The sequence below is a fragment of the Bacillus sp. PK6-16 genome (assembly GCF_056530295.1).
Map to the genome: position 1 here is coordinate 2,394,201 of NZ_CP096511.1, position 19,348 is coordinate 2,413,548.

At 33.4% G+C, this 19,348-nt stretch carries 21 protein-coding genes and 3 pseudogenes; 22 read left to right on the forward strand and 2 right to left on the reverse strand.

Going from position 1 to position 19,348, the window contains the following annotated elements; genetic code table 11:
• The first annotated feature begins 10 nt into the window (after nt 1-10).
• Nucleotides 11-442, forward strand: coding sequence for an SMI1/KNR4 family protein (locus M1D66_RS12255; RefSeq protein ID WP_000265342.1), 432 nt, complete (start codon nt 11-13; stop codon nt 440-442).
• A 64-nt stretch (nt 443-506) separates the two neighbouring features.
• On the opposite strand, the gene M1D66_RS12260 is transcribed toward M1D66_RS12255, so the two are convergent.
• The gene (locus tag M1D66_RS12260; protein ID WP_048558403.1) at nt 507-1,298 is read right to left on the reverse strand and encodes a DUF4240 domain-containing protein; all 792 of its coding nucleotides are present in this window, start codon (nt 1,296-1,298) and stop codon (nt 507-509) included.
• 193 nt (nt 1,299-1,491) lie between these two features.
• Between M1D66_RS12260 and M1D66_RS12265 the strand changes: the two genes are divergently transcribed.
• Both M1D66_RS12265 and M1D66_RS12270 read left to right on the forward strand, forming a co-directional pair.
• Nucleotides 1,492-1,959 (forward strand): NUDIX hydrolase, encoded by a 468-nt coding sequence (locus tag M1D66_RS12265; RefSeq protein ID WP_000366244.1) that lies wholly within the window; start codon nt 1,492-1,494, stop codon nt 1,957-1,959.
• A gap of 21 nt (nt 1,960-1,980) precedes the next feature.
• Nucleotides 1,981-2,625, forward strand: a complete 645-nt coding sequence (locus tag M1D66_RS12270; protein ID WP_144596294.1) for an alpha/beta hydrolase — start codon at nt 1,981-1,983, stop codon at nt 2,623-2,625.
• Nucleotides 2,626-2,670: 45 nt separating this feature from the next.
• On the opposite strand, the gene M1D66_RS12275 is transcribed toward M1D66_RS12270, so the two are convergent.
• Nucleotides 2,671-4,614, reverse strand: a complete 1,944-nt coding sequence (locus M1D66_RS12275) for an elongation factor G (protein ID WP_144596295.1) — start codon at nt 4,612-4,614, stop codon at nt 2,671-2,673.
• A gap of 265 nt (nt 4,615-4,879) precedes the next feature.
• On the opposite strand from M1D66_RS12275, the gene M1D66_RS12280 reads away from it, so the two are divergent.
• The 19 genes and pseudogenes from M1D66_RS12280 to M1D66_RS12370 all read left to right on the forward strand — a co-directional run bounded on the left by M1D66_RS12280 (nt 4,880) and on the right by M1D66_RS12370 (nt 19,289).
• Nucleotides 4,880-5,308, forward strand: a complete 429-nt coding sequence (locus tag M1D66_RS12280; RefSeq protein ID WP_086388294.1) for a MarR family winged helix-turn-helix transcriptional regulator — start codon at nt 4,880-4,882, stop codon at nt 5,306-5,308.
• An 18-nt stretch (nt 5,309-5,326) separates the two neighbouring features.
• On the forward strand, nt 5,327-5,965 hold the full coding sequence (locus M1D66_RS12285) for a nitroreductase family protein (RefSeq protein WP_000185390.1): 639 nt from the start codon (nt 5,327-5,329) through the stop codon (nt 5,963-5,965).
• A gap of 46 nt (nt 5,966-6,011) precedes the next feature.
• On the forward strand, nt 6,012-6,305 hold the full coding sequence (locus M1D66_RS12290; protein ID WP_086388293.1) for a putative quinol monooxygenase: 294 nt from the start codon (nt 6,012-6,014) through the stop codon (nt 6,303-6,305).
• 212 nt (nt 6,306-6,517) lie between these two features.
• Nucleotides 6,518-6,793 (forward strand): TIGR04197 family type VII secretion effector, encoded by a 276-nt coding sequence (locus M1D66_RS12295; RefSeq protein WP_000503641.1) that lies wholly within the window; start codon nt 6,518-6,520, stop codon nt 6,791-6,793.
• Between the two features lie 40 nt (nt 6,794-6,833).
• Nucleotides 6,834-7,196, forward strand: coding sequence for a DUF3958 family protein (locus M1D66_RS12300; RefSeq protein WP_000076595.1), 363 nt, complete (start codon nt 6,834-6,836; stop codon nt 7,194-7,196).
• Complete coding sequence (locus M1D66_RS12305; RefSeq protein ID WP_176265168.1) at nt 7,193-8,707, forward strand: T7SS effector LXG polymorphic toxin; 1,515 nt, start codon at nt 7,193-7,195, stop codon at nt 8,705-8,707. The genes M1D66_RS12300 and M1D66_RS12305 overlap by 4 nt, the downstream gene beginning before the upstream one ends.
• 13 nt (nt 8,708-8,720) lie before the next feature.
• Nucleotides 8,721-9,188 (forward strand): Imm30 family immunity protein, encoded by a 468-nt coding sequence (locus M1D66_RS12310; RefSeq protein WP_043936975.1) that lies wholly within the window; start codon nt 8,721-8,723, stop codon nt 9,186-9,188.
• Nucleotides 9,189-9,415: 227 nt separating this feature from the next.
• Nucleotides 9,416-10,117, forward strand: a pseudogene (locus tag M1D66_RS12315) (cytoplasmic protein); the annotation flags it as partial.
• Nucleotides 10,118-10,133: 16 nt separating this feature from the next.
• Nucleotides 10,134-10,550 carry a tetratricopeptide repeat protein gene (locus M1D66_RS12320; protein WP_086385807.1) on the forward strand — a complete coding sequence of 139 codons (417 nt, stop codon included), beginning with the start codon at nt 10,134-10,136 and terminating at the stop codon, nt 10,548-10,550.
• A gap of 11 nt (nt 10,551-10,561) precedes the next feature.
• Nucleotides 10,562-10,981 carry a hypothetical protein gene (locus M1D66_RS12325; protein WP_071711790.1) on the forward strand — a complete coding sequence of 140 codons (420 nt, stop codon included), beginning with the start codon at nt 10,562-10,564 and terminating at the stop codon, nt 10,979-10,981.
• A 282-nt stretch (nt 10,982-11,263) separates the two neighbouring features.
• A pseudogene (locus tag M1D66_RS12330) lies at nt 11,264-11,737 on the forward strand (hypothetical protein); the annotation flags it as partial.
• A gap of 17 nt (nt 11,738-11,754) precedes the next feature.
• Complete coding sequence (locus tag M1D66_RS12335) at nt 11,755-12,486, forward strand: PoNe immunity protein domain-containing protein (protein ID WP_086385805.1); 732 nt, start codon at nt 11,755-11,757, stop codon at nt 12,484-12,486.
• A gap of 271 nt (nt 12,487-12,757) precedes the next feature.
• Nucleotides 12,758-13,147, forward strand: coding sequence for a hypothetical protein (locus M1D66_RS12340; RefSeq protein WP_086385802.1), 390 nt, complete (start codon nt 12,758-12,760; stop codon nt 13,145-13,147).
• Between the two features lie 317 nt (nt 13,148-13,464).
• Nucleotides 13,465-14,226: pseudogene (locus tag M1D66_RS12345) on the forward strand (hypothetical protein); the annotation flags it as partial.
• Between the two features lie 28 nt (nt 14,227-14,254).
• Nucleotides 14,255-15,502, forward strand: coding sequence for a PoNi-like cognate immunity protein (locus tag M1D66_RS12350; protein WP_242555164.1), 1,248 nt, complete (start codon nt 14,255-14,257; stop codon nt 15,500-15,502).
• A gap of 301 nt (nt 15,503-15,803) precedes the next feature.
• Entirely contained in the window at nt 15,804-16,736 is a 933-nt protein-coding gene (locus tag M1D66_RS12355; RefSeq protein ID WP_000105661.1) for an AAA family ATPase, read from the forward strand.
• On the forward strand, nt 16,733-17,842 hold the full coding sequence (locus M1D66_RS12360) for a DUF58 domain-containing protein (protein ID WP_242555165.1): 1,110 nt from the start codon (nt 16,733-16,735) through the stop codon (nt 17,840-17,842). Before M1D66_RS12355 ends, M1D66_RS12360 begins: the two co-directional genes overlap by 4 nt.
• 15 nt (nt 17,843-17,857) lie before the next feature.
• Nucleotides 17,858-18,598, forward strand: a complete 741-nt coding sequence (locus tag M1D66_RS12365; RefSeq protein ID WP_044306494.1) for a hypothetical protein — start codon at nt 17,858-17,860, stop codon at nt 18,596-18,598.
• 184 nt (nt 18,599-18,782) lie between these two features.
• A complete protein-coding gene (locus M1D66_RS12370; RefSeq protein ID WP_000843832.1) occupies nt 18,783-19,289 on the forward strand; it encodes a DUF3902 family protein in 507 nt (168 codons plus the stop codon).
• Nucleotides 19,290-19,348 lie beyond the last annotated feature (59 nt).

The window sequence follows — 19,348 nt, forward strand, 5'->3', positions numbered from 1 at the left end:
GGAAAAGGTGATGTGGAAAGACACCATTCACAGTATCTCATCAAATTTAAGCTTGAAAAACCCAGCTACGAAGGATGAACTTACTGATATACAAAAATGTTTACATGTGGAGTTACCGAATGATTTATATCAATTATTACAGGAAACAAACGGTATAGAAGGTGAATACGGTGACTTTATATGGTCTGCTTCAAAAATTAAAACTGAAAATATGAGTATGAGAAATATAGTTGATTTTAAGGATTTATACATGCCTTTTGACTGTTTATTATTTTTTGCTGATGGGGGAAATGGTGATTTGTTTGGCTATTCTATTTTGAATGGAAAAGTACAAAGAGATGATATATATGTATGGAACCATGAAAATGATAGTAGAACGTGGGTTGCTCCTTCTTTAAAGACTTTTATGGAGTGGTGGGAGAGTGGAAAGATGATAATTTAAATATAGTATCAAAAAAAGTGCCTTGTTACTAAAGAAACAAGGCACTTTTTCACGAATAATTAATCTACCACTCAATCGGTTCTTCCCCATACATCTCCCATAGCCTAGGAAACATCTTTTTTAAACCTTCTTCATCGTCTTCATTCCAGTCAAATTCAAAATCTACATCGTCGAATTCTTCATTAGATAAGACATGGTAAAGTGTAAAGTAAGTATCATCTTCGTCACCAGTTTTTTCTGCATATACAGTGAAACCGAAATATAAAGAAAGTTCTTCTATTTCTGGGACGTCATACTCACTCAAATTTTCTAATACAGGAATTAATCGTTCTGGATCTTCAATACAAGCTTCGTATGTCTCTTTTCCTTGATATAATAACCATCCGCGGAAGTAATCGAAAGTATCATCTGAACAGCCACCCATAATAATATAGGCTGCTGCCCATAAACGGGAGGTATAGGAGTCTTTCAAAAGGCTATGCATATGCGTATCAAAAGCTACAATTTCATGTACTGTACGTTTAGCAAGGTGAGAAGTAAGCCATTCTATTTGTTCTTCTTGGTCCTCACCTTTCGTTTTTGCACGATGAAGTAGCTCCCAAAATTCTTCTTCGGTTATCGTTTTTTCTTTTATGTAATCTTCCCCAGGCAACGGGTCTGTATATCCTTTTTTACGTTTGGAAGCAACTAGTTTATTAGCTTCATTCATACATTCTTCTTCTGTTTCAAACTCTTTCGCTTTCACACTGCCAGCTGTGCCAATTTTTCCGTAAAACACAACATAGTCTTTTTCTTTCACAACGATTTTCCAAAACTTATTTGATTTCTCAGTTTGCTGGATTAATAACGTTTCCATCCGTACCCCCATAATGTTTTCTAGTGTGCAATATGATTGTAACATATGTATATACACTTGTAATGATGAAAAATAATAGTTTAGAAAATTCAAAAACCATTGAATGGAGTGGATAAATTTAGTAACCTTATTTGTACAGTAATTACATAATTGTTTTGTAATAATTCGATATTTATATAAGGGGGCGTTACGGATGGATCTTACGTTTAAAGTTGAGGAAACATGTTTTAATTACCGCGTTGGAGCAATTTGTAAACAGGATAATAAAATACTTATTCTGCAAGGTGACGGTGAAGATTTTTGGTACGTACCGGGCGGAAGAGTGAAAATGTTAGAAAACAGTGAGGATGCGTTACAACGGGAACTTGCAGAAGAACTAGCTGCTCCTATTAAAGGGAAGAGATTAATATGGTCAGTAGAAAATTTCTTTACACTTTCTGAGCAAAAGTTTCATGAGATTAGTTTTTATTATGAAGTAGAGCTACATGAATTACCTGCAAATGGAGCGGATCAATATATTTTGGAAGAAGAGGATAGAACATATTTGTTTAAGTGGGTGCCGGTAGAAGAGTTACATGCATATAATTTACAGCCTGCATTTATAAAAGAGAAAGTAAAGAATATAGCAGTTCATACAGAACATATCATTTTACAAGATTAAATGTATTCGGAGGAGAAAAGGATGAAGGGGATTAAAAAAGAGATACATATAAATGACAAAGTAATTTATTACACACATATCGAAAAAGGTTCTAGTACCGTTTGCTTTATGTTTTCAGGTTCAGGATACAATTATGATAAGCCGTTATTTTATTACGCGACGATGCTTATGCTTGAACATAAAATTGATGTTGTACATATTCATTATTCTTACGACGAACAAGTAATGAATAAACCAATGGAAGAAGTAACAAAAATAATGATGGATGATATTAATCCTGTAATGAAGGAAGTATTAAAAGCTGAGCAATACAACGATACTATATTTTTAGGGAAGTCACTCGGAACAATTCCAATTGCGAATGATTTAATGAAGAGAGAAGAGTTTTTACAGTCGAAAATGATATTACTTACCCCTTTACTGACGTTTGATACAATTTTTGATTCTATCTTACATAGTCGACACGAAGGGTTTTTAGTTATTGGGGATAAAGATCACCAATACAATGCAGATCAAATTGATCAGTTACATAAAACGAATTTACAGATTGAAGTTGTCAAAAATGCAAATCATTCTGTAAATGTTGGGGGATATGAAACGGAAAATTCAATTGAGGCTATAGCGAAAATAATAGGAAAACTTAAAGAAGTTGTTAGGACAAACTAACCTATTAATACATGCAAAAGAGGTGCGAATTGCACCTCTTTTGCTTTAATAAGCCTTCAAAACATGAAGTAAATAATCCTTACGATTCAGCGGATTATAATCAACACGTTTTCGAGTAGGGAAGGGAGCCATAAGTTTTGTGAAACCAGCTGGCTTCGTTGTAAATATGCCTTCTCCTTCTGTAAATGAATGTAGTATTCGTTTGAAACTCTCTGTTTTCGCAACAGGTAATGATCCTGTTAACTGATAAGAATTGTTATTGAATATAGGCTCTGCAAAAGTTGCTGGAACGGCAGCAAGCTTATACATTGCAGTACTAATTGCGTGCTCCGGTACAGTTAATTCAAATTCATTTACTGGTTCATATACATATGTTTCAGCTTGCTTTAAAGCATCCATTAATACGATCGGTGTTAAATTTCTAAAGTCACTCGCTGTTGTAACAGGACTAGCATAACCAGTATGTGTTAACGTGACGATAATATCTGTAACTTCCCATCCATATAATCCTTGTTTTAACGTTTGAAATACTGTATCTTCAATTGCTTTGTGAAATGCTAAAGGCAATGAACCAAGCTCAACACCTAATTTATACGTTATGCCAGAGTTAAGTTCACCACGTTCAATTTTAAAACCAATTGTTGCGTAAAATGGATTCGCTTTTTCACCCATGACTTCAACGGAATTCCCAATGCCAATTGGCTTCTCCATACATACAACTCGCGTATTTGAGAAAGTAACCTGTAAGTTATATTTATCATAAAGTGTTGTTTCGATAACCTCTTTTTGTACTTCACCGAAAAGGCGAATATAAAGTTCATTATGAACATCATCTTTCCACACTTTAATGAGCGGATCTTCTTCACAGAGTTCCATAAGTGCAGCGTATAAATCATGAATTCGCTCTTTAGGTACCGCATCAATCGCTGCTTCCATTTGTGGTTCGGCAAAGTGAATATCTTTTATATAATCCGTACGTTCACCGATAATATCACCAATTTTTATATCATTCAGTCCCCACACTTTGCAAAATTCTCCGCTAGGAACGATAGTAGATTGAACAGCATTTCCGCTATGAAACATACACATTTTTTTAATCTTTTCTTTATGTGGTAGAGACTCATCGCGCTGTATATCAACATATTTTCTAACATGTAAGCTACCTGAAAAAACTCTTATATACGCAACCTTTTCTCCAGAAGGTTCACGTTCAATTTTAAAAACAACACCGGATAATGGTTCCTCTTGTGCCGATGTAAGAGCTGGCATTAGGGCCGGAAGTTTTTCAAGTATTTCAGTTACTCCTATACCTGTCATTGCTGAACCGAAAAAGATTGGATACACATTTGCTTGCTGTATTTGCTGTTCTAGTTTTTCTCTTAATAGTGCGTCCGGTATTATTTCGTTATTTACATATGATTCAAGTAACGATTCATTAAATGGTGCTAACAGTTCCATACAATCGTCATATGATTTGTATTCAATGATCCGGGCTTCTTTCGTTCCTTCGTTTAGAACAGAGTAGAAGGGGAATGCTTCATTTGAAAGAACCTCTTTTATTTGTTTCATAACTTTTTCAGTGTTTGCGCCACTACGATCAATTTTATTAACGAATAAAATAGTCGGTATGTTTAGTTTCTGTAATGTTCGCATTAAAATTTTTGTTTGTGCTTGCACACCTTCAACGGCAGAGATAACTAAAATCGCACCGTCTAGAACGCGGAATGATCGCTCCACTTCAGCGATAAAATCAGCGTGTCCAGGTGTATCAATGACATTTACTTTTACAGCATCAATAAAGAAAGAAACGACAGATGCTTTAATCGTAATTCCGCGTTGTCTTTCTAATTCCATTGAGTCAGTTTGTGTATTACCACTATCTACTCGGCCAATTTCTTTAATCACATTCGTTTCATAAAGAATACGCTCAGTCAAACTCGTCTTGCCAGCGTCTACGTGCGCGACAATCCCTATATTTATTGTTGTCATTTGTGAATATCCTCATTTCATTTTCCATTTTCAATTCCTCATTTCTATTTGTATATTGCCGCATTATCAATCACTCTCCAGTTCTTTAAATTAGTATTATTATAGTGCAATTAACATTATTTGTAACGCTACAAAGCGCCTTAATTTGGAAAAAATAAAATGAAAACAAAATGCTTGCATTCTAAATCGATATAGATTATATTAATTGACATATCAACTATTGATACATCAAATGTTTTTATTTTGATTGTAAAGGAGGGTTAATTTGACAAGTTCATGCTCAAAAGAAGCGATTATTTTATATAAATTACACTTTCTAAATAAAGAAGTAGGTTCGAAATTTGAAGGGTGTACGGGTATGAGCCAGTCTCGATTAGAGCTTATACTTCAGTTATATGAAGTAGGTGAAATTAGTCAAAAAGCACTTCAACAAGAAGTGAATATTGATAATGCTGCGATAACAAGGCATTTAAAGCAGCTTGAGGCCAATGAAATGATTGTAAGACGTAAAAATCCAGATGATAACAGAATTACGTTAGTTTCTCTTACTGAAGAGGGGCGAAATAAAATTCAGGCGTTTCAAGAAGAAAAAGAACGTTTTGCAGCATCTGCATTTAAAGGATTAAGTGAGGAAGAACGCGATAATCTTTTAAATATGTTAAATCACATTCAAGAAAATATAAAAGAATTATAAAAAAGGGAGAATACAACTATGACTAACTCAGTAAAAACAAATGATTTTAACGAAATTTTAACAGGACGTCGTTCAATTCGTAAGTACGACCCTTCAGTGAAAATTAGCAAAGAAGAAATGACAGAAATTCTTACAGAAGCAACACTTGCACCATCTTCAGTAAACATGCAACCATGGAGATTCGTAGTGATTGAAAGTGACGAAGCGAAAGCAACACTTGCGCCACTTGCAAAATTCAATCAATCTCAAGTAGAAACATCTTCAGCAATGATCGCTTTATTTGGTGACTTAAACAACTTTGATAACGCAGAAGAAATTTATGGTACAGCAGTAGAGCGTGGACTTATGCCAGCAGAAGTAAAAGAAGATCAAATGAAAAAACTTTCAGCTTACTTCTCTATGGTTACACCAGAAGTAATGAAAGATACAGTATTAATTGACGGTGGTCTTGTAGCGATGCAATTTATGCTAGCAGCTCGTGCTCACGGCTATGACACTTGTCCAATTGGTGGTTTTGAGAAAGATCAAATCGCAGAAGCGTTTGGACTAGATAAAGAACGCTACGTACCAGTTATGTTAATTTCAATCGGGAAAGCTGCTGACAGTGGTTACCAATCAGTACGTCTTCCAATTGACAAAGTTGCTGAGTGGAAGTAATCTAATTAGGTCATAGAAATATATGGAATATGAAAGGGGAAACACCATGATTATTATTCACGCAATATTTCAAGTAGACCCAGCAAAACAACAAGCATTTTTAGAAGAAATTCAGCCACTCATTCATGGTTCAAGAGAAGAAAGTGGAAATGCATCTTATGACTTATATAAAGATACAGAAAAAGAAAGTGTTTATACGATGGTAGAAGTATGGAAAGATGAAGCAGCAGTTGCGAGCCATAATACGAGTGAACACTTCACATCTTTCGTTAGTAAAGCAGCACAATTTTTAACTGCTCCGCTTAATATAAAAGCTTATAATGGAGAATTAGTAAAATAATAAGGTAGAAAAAGATGACTTTAGCATATGGCTGAAGTCATCTTTTTTGTATAAGTAGAATCCATTTTGGACTCAGTTATGTTGATAGATAAGCGTTGCTCGCATCCTCAGTAACAGTGCTGAATTGTATGTTAAATTCGAACATTCGGTTTATTGGGATATTTTTCCGTGGTATAATTTTCTTGTAAATAAAAGGTAGAGGGGAGTAAGTAATGGGAGAATTTCAAAGTAATTTGCATACGGCAACGCAACTTGCAACGAAAATGAGAAATGCTTCAGATAGAATGCAAAGTGCTACTAGTCGCTCTATAAATAAGGCAACGCGTACGACACTATCTGTGAACTTCCAAGCACAAGAGGCAAATCAACAAAATTTACAGATCACGAAACAATTTTGTACTGCTTTTCAACAAACAATTGATAATATCCATTCCGTAGCAAATGAATTTGAGAAAATGGATACAGGACTTCAAAAGACTTTTCAATAATGTAACAACCTACGTAAAGGGGAAAAGGTAGGGAGAAAAGATGAGTCAAGAAATTGAAACGAGAATCAGTCAATGTAATCAAAAATTACGAATTATATTTGAAGAACAAAATGAAAACCGAATTGCGCTGCAAAATCAAGAACGAGCTGAGGTTAGTTTTCATGAATGGAAAAATAGAAGTAATCGTTTATTTAACCGAATACTAGAAACTTGGCACGGCGACAAAGAAGTGTTTCACCTTTTTACGAATATGCGGCAAGAAATCGGACAGTATGAAAGAAAACTTACATTCGAATTAGAAAATGAAAAAGAGACGTTGCTTAAAGAAAAACGGCATCTCAGTGAGAAAGAAAACGACCTTTCCTATGAACAGCAGCAACTACAAAGGGAGGCCAATACATGAGTTTAAACATGTATTTGGGAGAAGTACAAAGTCAAACTCAAAGTATGAACGCTATATGTAATGCTACGATTCAAAGTATGGAACAAGCCATTCAATCTATTGATGCATTTGCGATAGATACAGTATTACAAGGACAAACATACAGTAGTGCAAAAGCCTACCTTGTCCAAACATTTCGGCCATTAGCGCAAGGAATCATATGCTTATGTGAAGAATTAATTCGCCAAAACGAAGCATTCCCAAATGAGTTCCAAGCAAAAGTTGCTTCAACAGATGTGATCGAACATGAAATAAGACAACAAATACAGGAAATTAATCAATCGATTGCAAGTATAGAAGCAATCGAAGTACTTACACCGATGCCTGGAGTAGACGCAATTGTAACGGTATTAAGAGCAATGAGAAAAAAACTGGAAGAAAAACTAGAGCATTTATATGAATTCAATCATTCATCCAGCAACAACTACAGCACCGCCCTCCAATTAGCAGCTAGCATCACAGCCGGACTCTCTGAAGTGCAAAGCGGGAAAGGATTTAGTCCTGTGAGTGGTACGTTTCATAGTGAAAGGTTAAATATGGAATGGGCAAAACAAATTCAAATAACTATAGAAGAGAAAATACGGAAATCTGACAATGGTATTGGAAAAAGCGTAGACTTAGAGCACAATGTGTATAACGAAACGGAAGGAATAAGTAGCGAAAATATATCTATCAACAATAGATTTACAAAAGAAGAGATACAAGCGACACAAAAATATCTTGAAGGAATTAAAAATGGTACAATAAAAGGGAATATAGGTGAGGATTTCCAAGTTGAAACCGATGATTATGAAATGGAGCATAACATTTTTGGCCAGCCAGTCGGTGGTAGAAGGCCAGTACTCGATCCTTTTTTAATCGGTGTGGCGAAGTTTGGATTCGATTTTTTCTTTGGTGATCTTTTCACACTCTTTGACTCAGAAGCTACCTATGGTGAAAAACTCCTAGCAGTTGGAATGATGTCCCCATATGGGAAGGGTGTAAAAATAGTTGATAAACTTCATGATTTAAAAAAGGTTGGAGATGTGAAGAAAGCAACGGCTGGGAGTGCGGGGGTTACTAAGGGGATAGATAATCCTTTACTACCAGGTGAAGGGAAAGTTGGAACATATGAAGAATTAATTGATGCAGGAACACGTGGAGACAATATAACTCCTCACCATATGCCGTCTGCAAAATATATGAAAACAAAAGCAGAGGTACATAAAAATGATGGAGTAAGTATGAATATGGAGCACCCTCATCCAGGGAAAGGGGGCAGGCACCGTCAAACTGAAACATACGGAATGACTGGTAAGAAATTAGATGCCTATCTTAACCTTGAACCACGTGACGCTTTAGCTCGTGATATAATTGATGCAAGGAATATTTATATAAAAGAAGGACTTTACACTCCTGAGATACGTTCAGGACTATTGGAAGTAATAAAATTAAATAAAACAAAGTACCCAAATATTTTTGACAGACAATAGGAGGTGGGGAAAGTTGGACATTTTAGTCGAACTTACCGAATTAAAGAATAATCGTTTATTAAGAGATGAGAATGAAGTAGAAAAATTTGAAAAATCTATTGGGAATATTTTAGAAATGGAGGATGTTAACCATATAGAAGTATTGTGTCAAGGCTTTGATGATTTAACTGAAAATGATGAAGTAATGTTTGGTTTAATTCATGCTATAGAGTCGTATGACAAGATTGTTAGTTCTGAAGTTTCGCTGAAAGTGTTAGCTAATTCTATTCCTAAGATGATTCCTCATGCTAAGGAATGGTTAAAGATACTTCACAAAAGAATATTGAATCATGAACCATCGAGGAATATTTATAAAAAAATCATCCCTACATTAAACAATGATATTCAGAAATATGTTGTTTCTCAATTAACTAGTATTAAAGAAAGAAACCCAAGTCGTTTTGAAGAAAGTGTAAATTCAATATTAGATTTTTTAAAGTAAGTTAAAAACCTTGACTGGCTAAATGCCTTTCAAGGTTTTTTAGTAAACTAAAAGGTTTTACTTTTTGAAGATTTCACATGTAAATCAAAACTTATAATAGTAAATTGATATTCAAATATAGCGACAAAACTTACAGAATAATAGTTATCTATTAAATGAAACTACAATTCATAAGTGTTGATTTCTTTTTCTACCATTTTAAAACAAATATTATATTACTCCTGAGATTAACGCAAATAGCTACCACAATATTAGGCGATAAGGTACTAAATAAAGTAGGACATATCGCAAAAGGAGCAAAAGCATCAAGTGGAGTAAGTACAATTGCTAATGCAGTAAAACTAGCAAAAGAATTGAAGCCTACCCTTGAAATGCTACAATCATTTAAGAGAGATGCTTCCTATGCATTCTCTAGTGTTGGTGGAACTATCGTAACCAAAATACCTCAAGGCGAATTAATAGAAGCTTATTATAAGTTTGCGAAGTCTAAAGGTTATTTTCAAGATGCAAGTGGAAGGTGGCATCGACCTGGTGGGGGTTACGCAAGTAATAAAGAAGTGGGTTTACCTGTGCCAAGTGGCAGCACTAAACGTTTGAAATATATGGGTAGTACACCTAGCAAAGACTCCAGAACTGGTAAAGCAGTAATAGAGAGAATGAAAAATGAAGATCCACCAAAAATACGAACAGTACGTGGTAAAACTGAATTTTTAGACACTAACAATAAATGGCGTCCGTTAAGTGAAGCAGATATGGCACATAAAACAGATGCAGTTACTTGGTGGAACGAAGTCGGACGGAATTATGGACCAAGGTCTAAAGAAGTAAGAGATTGGATGCTTGATCCAGATAATTATTATTTGGAACACTATAGTAAAAACCGTTCTGAAGGTGCTAGTTTAGGACAGACATATGTACCACCAAAATAATTAGGAGGAGCTTAAATTGGAATTACAAGATGAACTTTATGACAGAATAGTAAGTATATGTTCTCAAGGTGATAATTTAGTTGATAGGTTTGAGTATGAGAATGCAATAGAAAAGTATTTGGAAGCTTTAGATTTAGTTCCAAAACCAAAATTTAACTGGGAATGTAGTACATGGATTTACACAGCATTGGGTGACACGTGTTATATGAATGGAGATTTTAGTGCTTCTAAAGACTTTTTATTTAATGCAATTAATTGTCCTGATGGAATAGGAAACCCTTTTATTATGTTACGTCTGGGTGAATGTCTGTATGAATTAGGAGACCTTAACAAATCTAAAGAATATTTGTTAAGGGCATATATTCTTGAAGGTTACTCGATCTTTGATAGTGAAGATGACAAATATTTTAATGTAATTAAAGATGCAATTTAGGGGGATTAATAATGGCTTATGTAGCAGGTGAAAATGGTGTCTATATACAAGAGTTAATGGATAAGAGTAATGAAGAGTTTGATAAAGGTAATTTAGATGAGTCAGTTTTTTTATTGGAACAAGCATGGAAAGAGCTCCCTGATGATAAAGTGATTTATGATGAGAGCTTTTTAATAATATGGGGGATTTTAGATATCTCTATTGTATTAAATGATGTTGAACGGATGAAAAAATGGGTTGATAAAATATTTGTCGCAGATCCTGAAAGAGGAGATACAGGTGAACGAGAACTCTGGGCTGGAAAGGTGGCTTATGAGGTAGGGGATTTCTCTAAAGCTAGGGAGTATTTAGAGATAGCTAATAAGAAATCCAAGGGTAGATGCTTTAGCGCAGAAGATGGAAAGTATTTAAAATTTTTGAAAGACAAATAATAAACTTAGTGTTAATTATTGTGGGAGTTAATCTAGACTTGAAATTTTGTAATTATGTAAGTGATTAATGTGCTCAGTACACCATTAATTTGGTCATATTGAGCTTTTTCTTATTCCTATTAAAAACTTTTCATTTGAACTTAAGGATAAAATGTAAAATGATAAAAAATTATTTACGATTGATTACAGTTCGAAAGTGTTGTCTTATTCAAGATGGAAATTTTCTTTTAGCAGTTCAGTGAAAGAGACCAATTCTAAGTGGGACGGGTAATTTGAGCTGGAAAAGTAGCCCAAACATTAGAAGCAGTTAGAGCACAACAACGTACGGTAATAGAATCAGTAGAAAGTGGCGAAGTAGCTTTAAAAACAACGAAGCGTAAAGGGAATTATGGTGAAATGAAGATGGATGACTTTTTTGAAAGTCAAACATATACCAGAATTAGTGATGATCGTGTAATAACATTAGATCAAAAAATTGTTAAGGGAATAGATGCTGTATATGAAAATTCATCTCCGCCACCTAAGTATGTAATAGCGGAGGCTAAGTATAACACATCCAAATTGGGAAAAACAAATGATGGTAAGCAAATGAGTGAAGATTGGATTCTTGGAAGTGAAAGGTTAGATAGTACTTTGTCAAAAGAAAAAGCAGATGAAATTGTGGGAGAGATGTTGCTGAATCCAGAAAATGTTCAAAGAATTGTTATTCAAGTTATGCCTGATGGAACGATTGTGAAGAAAATTCTTGAAGTATAAAAGGTGGAAAAGAAATTATGCTAAGGGATAAAATCAAAAATGATATATATTTTAACAAATTTATCAATTATGAGGAAAAGAGAATAGAAAAGTTTTTATTATTGGTTGAAAAGGTTATTGAGGAAAGAGGCAAAGATGATAAAAGTGTAAAGAATGGATATATAGCGTTACAAGGGTATCATTTTAATAAATTAAGGGCAATGTACTCTGCGGGTTGTTCTATTCAAACTATTCGTGATTTTTTACCTGAAGTAATAAATATAATGGAAAAAGTGTGGAATAAAGAAAGTGGATATATACGTATGTTATGGATGATATCTATAGCAGTAATGCTAAATGTTGAAGATAAAGAATTTAATAGACTAATAGCAATGGTAAGGAGAGAAGGATTAAATGATTATTTGATTAATTATTTTATTGCTTTTAGAAATAGTGAGCCATCAGATTTTTATGAGCAAAGTGAGTTTTATGTACAATATCCATATTTCAAATTAAAAGAAGTAATTGAGAGTAATAAAATTTCACAAGAGAATTCTATAAAAAATTTAGAGAAATATATAAAGGAGTATTGGTATAAGGGACATTTAGAAGAAGCATGGTACGATGCACATGAAAATAAACATGACATTTATAGTGGTTACTGGAGTTTTGAAAGTGGAGCAATCGCTAAAATTTTAAAATTAGATGATTCAACCTTGAAAGATAGTTCATATTACCCTTATGATATGGTGCATTGCCAAGAAAAATAAATGTTGGAATCCACAGTGATAAATTTTTACACTGTGGATTTTTTAGTTTGTGTTAAAGTAGCTATAAGGGTAATGTTGGTAAGGGATCTAGTGAGCTAGAAGTAAGATTGATGCAGAACTAATTAGGAATTATCACTGGATTTTTTTATCTAAATATCCATAATAAATGGATTGAAGTTCAGAGGTTATTTAAATGATGCTGGGGAGATAACTAACTTTTTCCCAATTCTAGACTGATATTATCAAGATACAATATTTATAGGAGGATAAAATGAATAGTAATTTCGAATTTATTGAAGATAAAGAGAAAAATGATGAATTGATGTCAATATATTTTAACTTTATAAACGGTAAGTACTTGGAAAGAGCTTTGAGTTTTTTTGTAAAAAAAGAGGGGTTTGGACAAGAAATAGTATTCGTTCATTTTCAGTCTGATTTAGATGAATTTGATATGTCACAGCTACCTACACCTTTAGATGATAAGCATGTGTTAGTTGAATTAGATTCTCCAGCTGTTGAGTTTGAACAACAAGTGTATTTGGACTTTGAAACTTTTTATAATTATTTGGAAGAACATGTGAAAAAAGAAGTGGAAAAAAATCCAGAAAGAAATGGATTAATGGATTTATTAGTGCAAGTTAAGCGTAGCTTAAATTTGTAATATCTTATAGCCATTTTACTAGATTCGTAGGGCAGAAAAAGAACTTTTTGAAGAACGCGTTTTTATTAGGATTTTATTATATTTCAATAAGGAAGATTGTCTGATATTGAATAAGTAAAGAGGAAGTTATAGATGAAAAAGACTCAACAAAAGAGACTTCACATTTGAGGTCTCTTTTGTTGATTTCAATTGAAAATTATTATTTGAGCGAATGCACTTTCGTACCTCACATTTCACAGGCACATAGGCTTCAATTGATGATATATAGTATGTTTTTCAATGTCAAAAAACATTAAAAAACAGGGCAAAATTATTAAATAGCCGGTTCCATTGTAGAAATGTTTGAAGGTATCTCGCTCATAGGCGGATCTAATTTCTTAACTATCATGGCAGAAGTAGGAACTGGTGGGTTAGCATCACCAATTGTTATTCCATTAGATATAGTAGCAACAGCTACTGGGGCAAGTCTTTTTGTACATGGTGGATTTGTTTGGAATAAATCGATTCAAAATACTAAGGATACTATTCAAAAAATCCAGTCTTCTGGTGGAGGTGCGGCTAACGGTAAACCTAGCAGTAACAAAAATACAACTGTAGATAATTTTGATGCAAAAACAGCTACAAATAAGCAAAAAGGTAATTATGGTGAAATAAAATCTAGTGACAATTTATTGAATAATCAAAGTTTAAAAGAAGCTGGATTTGATTTAAAGCCAGTCGGAAAAAGTGCACCATCAGGCATAAATGATAAAATAGTAAAAGGAATTGATGGATTATACGAAAATGCAAATGCAGAATCAAAGATCAAATACGTTATAGATGAGGCTAAGTTTGGTAGTTCACAATTGGGGAAAACTAAAGATGGACGACAAATGTCAAATGATTGGTTGAATGGTGCGAAGACCCGAAAAAGTAGAATATTGAAGGCAGTTGATGGAGATGCAAAATTAGCATCAAAGATTACGAAAGCATTACAAGATCAGGAAGTTGAGAGAGTGTTATCAAAGGTTGATAGTAGTGGAAATGTGAAAACATTTAGAATAGATGCAAAGGGAGACATAATTGGAGAATGGCCATAATTTAAGGCACTAGGAGGAATTGAATAGTATGAGAGATCCTTTATGTATAGAAGAAAAATGTAGAGAAGGAATAGAATATAATAAAGAGTTTATTGAGGAAAATAGAGAGGAGATTAAAAGTTTTGAAGAAGATGAAAGGAATGGTATTCAAAGAAAGGCTAAAGATAATAAAAGTCTTATAGAAGGAAGGTATCTATTAAATTTTAATTATGAGTTAGAGGATATTAACGCAAAATATTCCCTAGGAGAAGCTATCCATACAATAGAAGGAGATTTTGACAACGCTCTTATTGATTTGAGGCATATAGGGGAAAATGAAGTTGGATATTTAAATCTAATTTGGATGATATCTCTAGGGATTTTATTAGAGACGGAGAAAAAGAATCTTGTAAGTTTAGCCAAGCTAGTTGAGAAGGAAAATATGAACGACGCAGTAATCGATTTCCTCTTATGCGCTAGTGATATCGGATACACAAAAATGACGAATGTTTATTTTAAAGAAAATCCATATGCAAAAATGAGAGAGATTATAGAATTTGCACAAACAGATAAAAAAGAAGCGTCTAAAAGATTGCAAACGTACATGGAGAAAGAATGGTTTAAAGGCCATTATGATTATGAATGGAAAAATGCACATAAAGAACCTGGATATGTGGGGTATTGGAGCTTTGAGACAGCTGCAATAGTAAAGATACTCGGACTTGATGATACAAGTTTAAAAGATAATAATCATTATCCATATGATTTGGCACATTATAAAAATGAAATGAAATTCAAGCATATAGACCTAAGTGAATATCACTATGAAGATGAGACAGAAGAAATCGAGGATATAGTAGAAGGAATTGAACATAATCCTGCATTGGAAAATATTATTCCGCCAAAATGGCATTCATTGGTCAATGAATTAATACATGATTATGAGAATATGGATGATAGTAGTTTTTATGAGAAATACAAAAAAACAATAGGAATAGGTCAAGTGTGGTTCTTACCACAAGAGTATGAAGAAGAAAATGAGCAAAAAAATCTATTAGGAAGTTTAATTGTGTTTGCCCTGACGGTAAGAGATTATATATTACAATTGGACTATAAAGAAGATTTAGAGGACTACATTGATAATCTTAAAAATTTCTGGAATGTTTCAGAAACAAAGTTAGTTCAATTTATGTTAGAAAATGATCAAAATTATTATGCATGGGTACCAAAAGAAGCAAGCATCCCAAATATGTATGAAGTGAAGATAGAGAGTGTCGATGTAGAGGAAGTTCTATAACGAACAAATCGAAATGGTTTTTATTATATGTAATATTAGAATGCATTTTACTAGTTAATTGAAAACAATGCATGTGTGGGAGTAAAAAGGATGTATTGTTACTAAAAATTAGAGGGAAAGAAGGCTGTTGGATTGAGTTAAGCACCTCATTGTCAATATACGACAATAGGTGCTTTTTTGCGTGCAATGAAGAAAAAATAAAAGATTCATTTTCACTCTATTTCATCTTCGAATTACATGTTATAATTTGGAAAAAAGTATGTTCTTAATTTTTAGATAATTAAAAGGTGGTAGATAATATATGAGTACATTAAAGAAAATTACTAATAATATTTCGAAGGTTATTATAGGAAAAGACGAATCGATTGAACTGGCAGCTATAGCTCTTATAGCAAGAGGACACATTTTATTAGAGGATGTACCTGGGACAGGAAAAACAACATTAGCGAAAAGTTTGGCTAAAAGTGTGGACGCTAAATTTCAAAGAATACAATTTACAGCGGATACTTTGCCTGGAGATGTTATTGGCCTTGAATATTTTGATGTGAAGGAATCGGATTTTAAAACGAGGTTAGGTCCTATTTTTGCAAATATCGTATTAGTGGATGAAATTAATCGAGCTGTACCGAGAACACAATCTTCGTTACTTGAGGTTATGGAAGAGCGTACTGTTACAATTGCGAAACAGACACATTCATTACCAGAACCTTTTTTAGTTATAGCAACGCAAAATCCACTCGAATCAGCGGGCACATTTCCTTTACCAGATGCTCAGTTAGACCGGTTTTTACTCACAATACGCCAAGGTTATCCTACGAGAGAAGCTGAAAAGGAAATGATGAATCGGTTTCAAATGAATGATCCGTTAGAAACGTTACATTCTATTATTTCAAGTGAAGAAATTATTACGATGCAAAAGCGTGCAAGAGAAGTGTTAGTAGGGAATGATGTGCAAGATTATCTCCTTGAAATTATTGAAGCAACTCGTAACCATGAGTTAATTGAAATTGGTGTAAGCCCTCGGGGAACGTTGGCATTTATGAGAGCAATTCAAGCACGGGCAATATTAAATGAAAGAGATTACTGTACGCCAGATGATATTAAGACGCTCGCTGCATCAGTTTGTGCTCATCGTTTAACGTTAACGATTGAGGGAGAGATGAAAACGACGAAAGAACAAATTATGAAAGAAATTCTTCATACGATTAGTGTGCCAGTGGAGAATGTACGATGAATCAACAGCTTGTGTATACACCTTTAGCGGAGCCTTTCGTAATGGGGGTTATGTCAGTTGTAGCCGTTATTTTAAGTGTATTTTCAAGTAATCTACTGTTTTTATCTCTCGTATTTTTATATGTAATTTTAATAGGTGCTATGTATGTATATATACGTAAAGTATCTCGTGTTGAATGGGAATACAGTCAAGGGAATTCGAATGTTTTTATAGGTGAAACGAATATGTGCAAAATGAAAATTTCAAACAAGTCGATATTTCCTATTCTTAATATCGTATTTCGATTTAAATGTGAAAATAAGCTAACTTGGAATCATGATGAAATAAACAAAAATCATAGTACAGGTTCAAATTATTATATGAATTTTAATTTAAAAGGAAGGGAGTCAGTTTCATTTGATTTGCAAGCTGTAGCGTTAAAAAGAGGCATCGCGAAATGGGAAGAAGTTGAAATTGTTATTACTGATCTCTTTGGATTTATAACGAACCATATAACATATAAACAAGTTGATACGCCCTCTTATTTAGTCTTACCAGCTGTTCCGAAAATACAAGTTCCTGAATTACAAGAATGGTCACGAGGATTTCGAAAAGCGATGTCTTCACCCTTATATGATGAAACGAAAGTAATGGGAGTAAAGTCTTATGAAAATGAAGATTTTCGTTCCATCCACTGGAGTGCAACAGCGAAAGCAGGGATGATAATTGCGAAAAAGTATGAGCGAACACAATGTGATAAATACGCGATTTATCTCAACTTGCAAAATAAAAGTGGTGTTTCTTTGCGAAATGATATAGAGGAACTAATTGAATTAACAGCAGGTATATGCAAACAACTTCTTATGCAAAACTGTTCATTTGAAGTATGGATCAATAGTGTAAAAGATAACGGTTTGCTACATATAAAAAATGGTGATAATCGGAAACATTTGCAAAATGTATTAAGGGTACTTGCCCCGATATCAGACCAAGATACGCCTATATCTTCTTCTTACTTTTACACAGCAGGCTTTCGTCGAAAGGAACTGGATGCGGTTCCTTTAATTATTGGTACTTCACCAAAGAAATACAGTAGAACGAATAAATGGATTGTAATGAAAGAATAAGAAGGGGCTTATGTCATGGTGAATAAAAAGCGACATATGAAAGTGAAGTTATGGAGTGTGAGAACTTTAATCATACTTTTCTTTGCGATTAGTGCAATAACGTTATCACAAGGTATTGTGTATGTACAAGACATAGTAAAAGAGCGTTTTTTCAGTAAGACTAAGACAATATCGGAAAAAAATTATGACTTTACTAGTATAGGTGAAAATTTTGATGATTCCAAAATAGATGAAGATGAATATGAAGAAGTAGAAGATACAGGTATAAGAACGAAAACGGGTAAAAAATTTCAACCTTTCGAAAGAGAAGGTCTATGGAATGACGTGCTTTCTGTTCTTTCAAATGTATGGATTACTATAGTTTTTTATGTGATAATCGCAATATCAATTATATATGCCATCTACAAGTATATTAGGAAAAAATTGACGAAAACAGAAATAGTACAGGAGAAAGAATCGATCACAAAGCAAACTGCGGTAAGAAGCATAAAGAATGAAAAAGTCATTCATCAGTTAGAACAGCCGTTACCGCCAGATACGATAAGAAAAACGTTAGTTGAATGGGAAAGAACATTACCATTTCATGAACAAAGAAGGTCCTATGAAACGATGCAACAATGGTTAAAAAGAATTTGTAGAACAAGGGATATTATCTCGTTATATGAGTCTGTTCGTTATGGGGAAAAGACGTATACGGATTTAGATGTGGAAGAAATAATGAAGTGGGTAGAGGGAGATGGGAAGGTGGATACATAAATATCCACCTTTTCTTTTTTTATACGGAAATTTGATTAACATGAATTATTTTCTTATATGAAACCGTATTTAAATAGGTAAACAAAATTAACTTTATTTACTTATACTTCATTACATGTTAACCTATACTTAATTTTTATAAACTATAATTAATTTTTAAGTTTTTTAAGGGTGTGAAAATGTAATGAAATCGGTATTAAAAAGCATACTTATTTCCTTTGTTTTTTCTGCAGTAGGTATGTGTTGGTTACTGTACGTATTATTCAAAGGGGACGGAGACTGGTTATTGTCTTGGATAGGTGTATTAATGGCATATTTATCTTTATATACTTTAATAGATTTATATTGTAAAAATACATACGATAAAAAAATAAATAAATGGCTTATAAAAACAGCGGTGACTAGTTTTAGTTTTTCTGTATTAGGAATCTCATTTTGTATCATACATGAGCTATTAACACCATGGAGTCTTAGTTTAATGGTGTGGTATTGGTTGCTAATGTTAGTATTATTTTTAACAACTATAATATCATTAATCAGTTTAGTATTTGTTAATCGTAAAAATCACAATTTCACCGTTGGATATAGAATGCTCATACTTCTAAATATATTTCTTACACTAGGACCAGTATTATGGCCACTATTACTTTCTATTATTGGAAATGGTATGAATGCTAGTGCGGGCTGGTAAAAAGGAATATAAATTAGTTGTGTAAAGAATAGGATGAAAAGTTGATATAGAATTTTAAA

Bases quoted from the DNA above. Each gene is read 5' to 3' on its own strand.
- M1D66_RS12305 (WP_176265168.1), top strand. From the start codon at position 7,193: ATGAGTTTAAACATGTATTTGGGAGAAGTACAAAGTCAAACTCAAAGT.
- M1D66_RS12270 (WP_144596294.1), top strand. From the start codon at position 1,981: ATGAAGGGGATTAAAAAAGAGATACATATAAATGACAAAGTAATTTAT.
- M1D66_RS12340 (WP_086385802.1), top strand. From the start codon at position 12,758: ATGAATAGTAATTTCGAATTTATTGAAGATAAAGAGAAAAATGATGAA.
- M1D66_RS12275 (WP_144596295.1), bottom strand. From the start codon at position 4,614: ATGACAACAATAAATATAGGGATTGTCGCGCACGTAGACGCTGGCAAG.
- M1D66_RS12365 (WP_044306494.1), top strand. From the start codon at position 17,858: ATGGTGAATAAAAAGCGACATATGAAAGTGAAGTTATGGAGTGTGAGA.
- M1D66_RS12325 (WP_071711790.1), top strand. From the start codon at position 10,562: ATGGCTTATGTAGCAGGTGAAAATGGTGTCTATATACAAGAGTTAATG.
- M1D66_RS12300 (WP_000076595.1), top strand. From the start codon at position 6,834: ATGAGTCAAGAAATTGAAACGAGAATCAGTCAATGTAATCAAAAATTA.
- M1D66_RS12260 (WP_048558403.1), bottom strand. From the start codon at position 1,298: ATGGAAACGTTATTAATCCAGCAAACTGAGAAATCAAATAAGTTTTGG.
- M1D66_RS12265 (WP_000366244.1), top strand. From the start codon at position 1,492: ATGGATCTTACGTTTAAAGTTGAGGAAACATGTTTTAATTACCGCGTT.
- M1D66_RS12355 (WP_000105661.1), top strand. From the start codon at position 15,804: ATGAGTACATTAAAGAAAATTACTAATAATATTTCGAAGGTTATTATA.
- M1D66_RS12295 (WP_000503641.1), top strand. From the start codon at position 6,518: ATGGGAGAATTTCAAAGTAATTTGCATACGGCAACGCAACTTGCAACG.
- M1D66_RS12335 (WP_086385805.1), top strand. From the start codon at position 11,755: ATGCTAAGGGATAAAATCAAAAATGATATATATTTTAACAAATTTATC.
- M1D66_RS12360 (WP_242555165.1), top strand. From the start codon at position 16,733: ATGAATCAACAGCTTGTGTATACACCTTTAGCGGAGCCTTTCGTAATG.
- M1D66_RS12290 (WP_086388293.1), top strand. From the start codon at position 6,012: ATGATTATTATTCACGCAATATTTCAAGTAGACCCAGCAAAACAACAA.
- M1D66_RS12255 (WP_000265342.1), top strand. From the start codon at position 11: ATGTGGAAAGACACCATTCACAGTATCTCATCAAATTTAAGCTTGAAA.
- M1D66_RS12350 (WP_242555164.1), top strand. From the start codon at position 14,255: ATGAGAGATCCTTTATGTATAGAAGAAAAATGTAGAGAAGGAATAGAA.
- M1D66_RS12370 (WP_000843832.1), top strand. From the start codon at position 18,783: ATGAAATCGGTATTAAAAAGCATACTTATTTCCTTTGTTTTTTCTGCA.
- M1D66_RS12285 (WP_000185390.1), top strand. From the start codon at position 5,327: ATGACTAACTCAGTAAAAACAAATGATTTTAACGAAATTTTAACAGGA.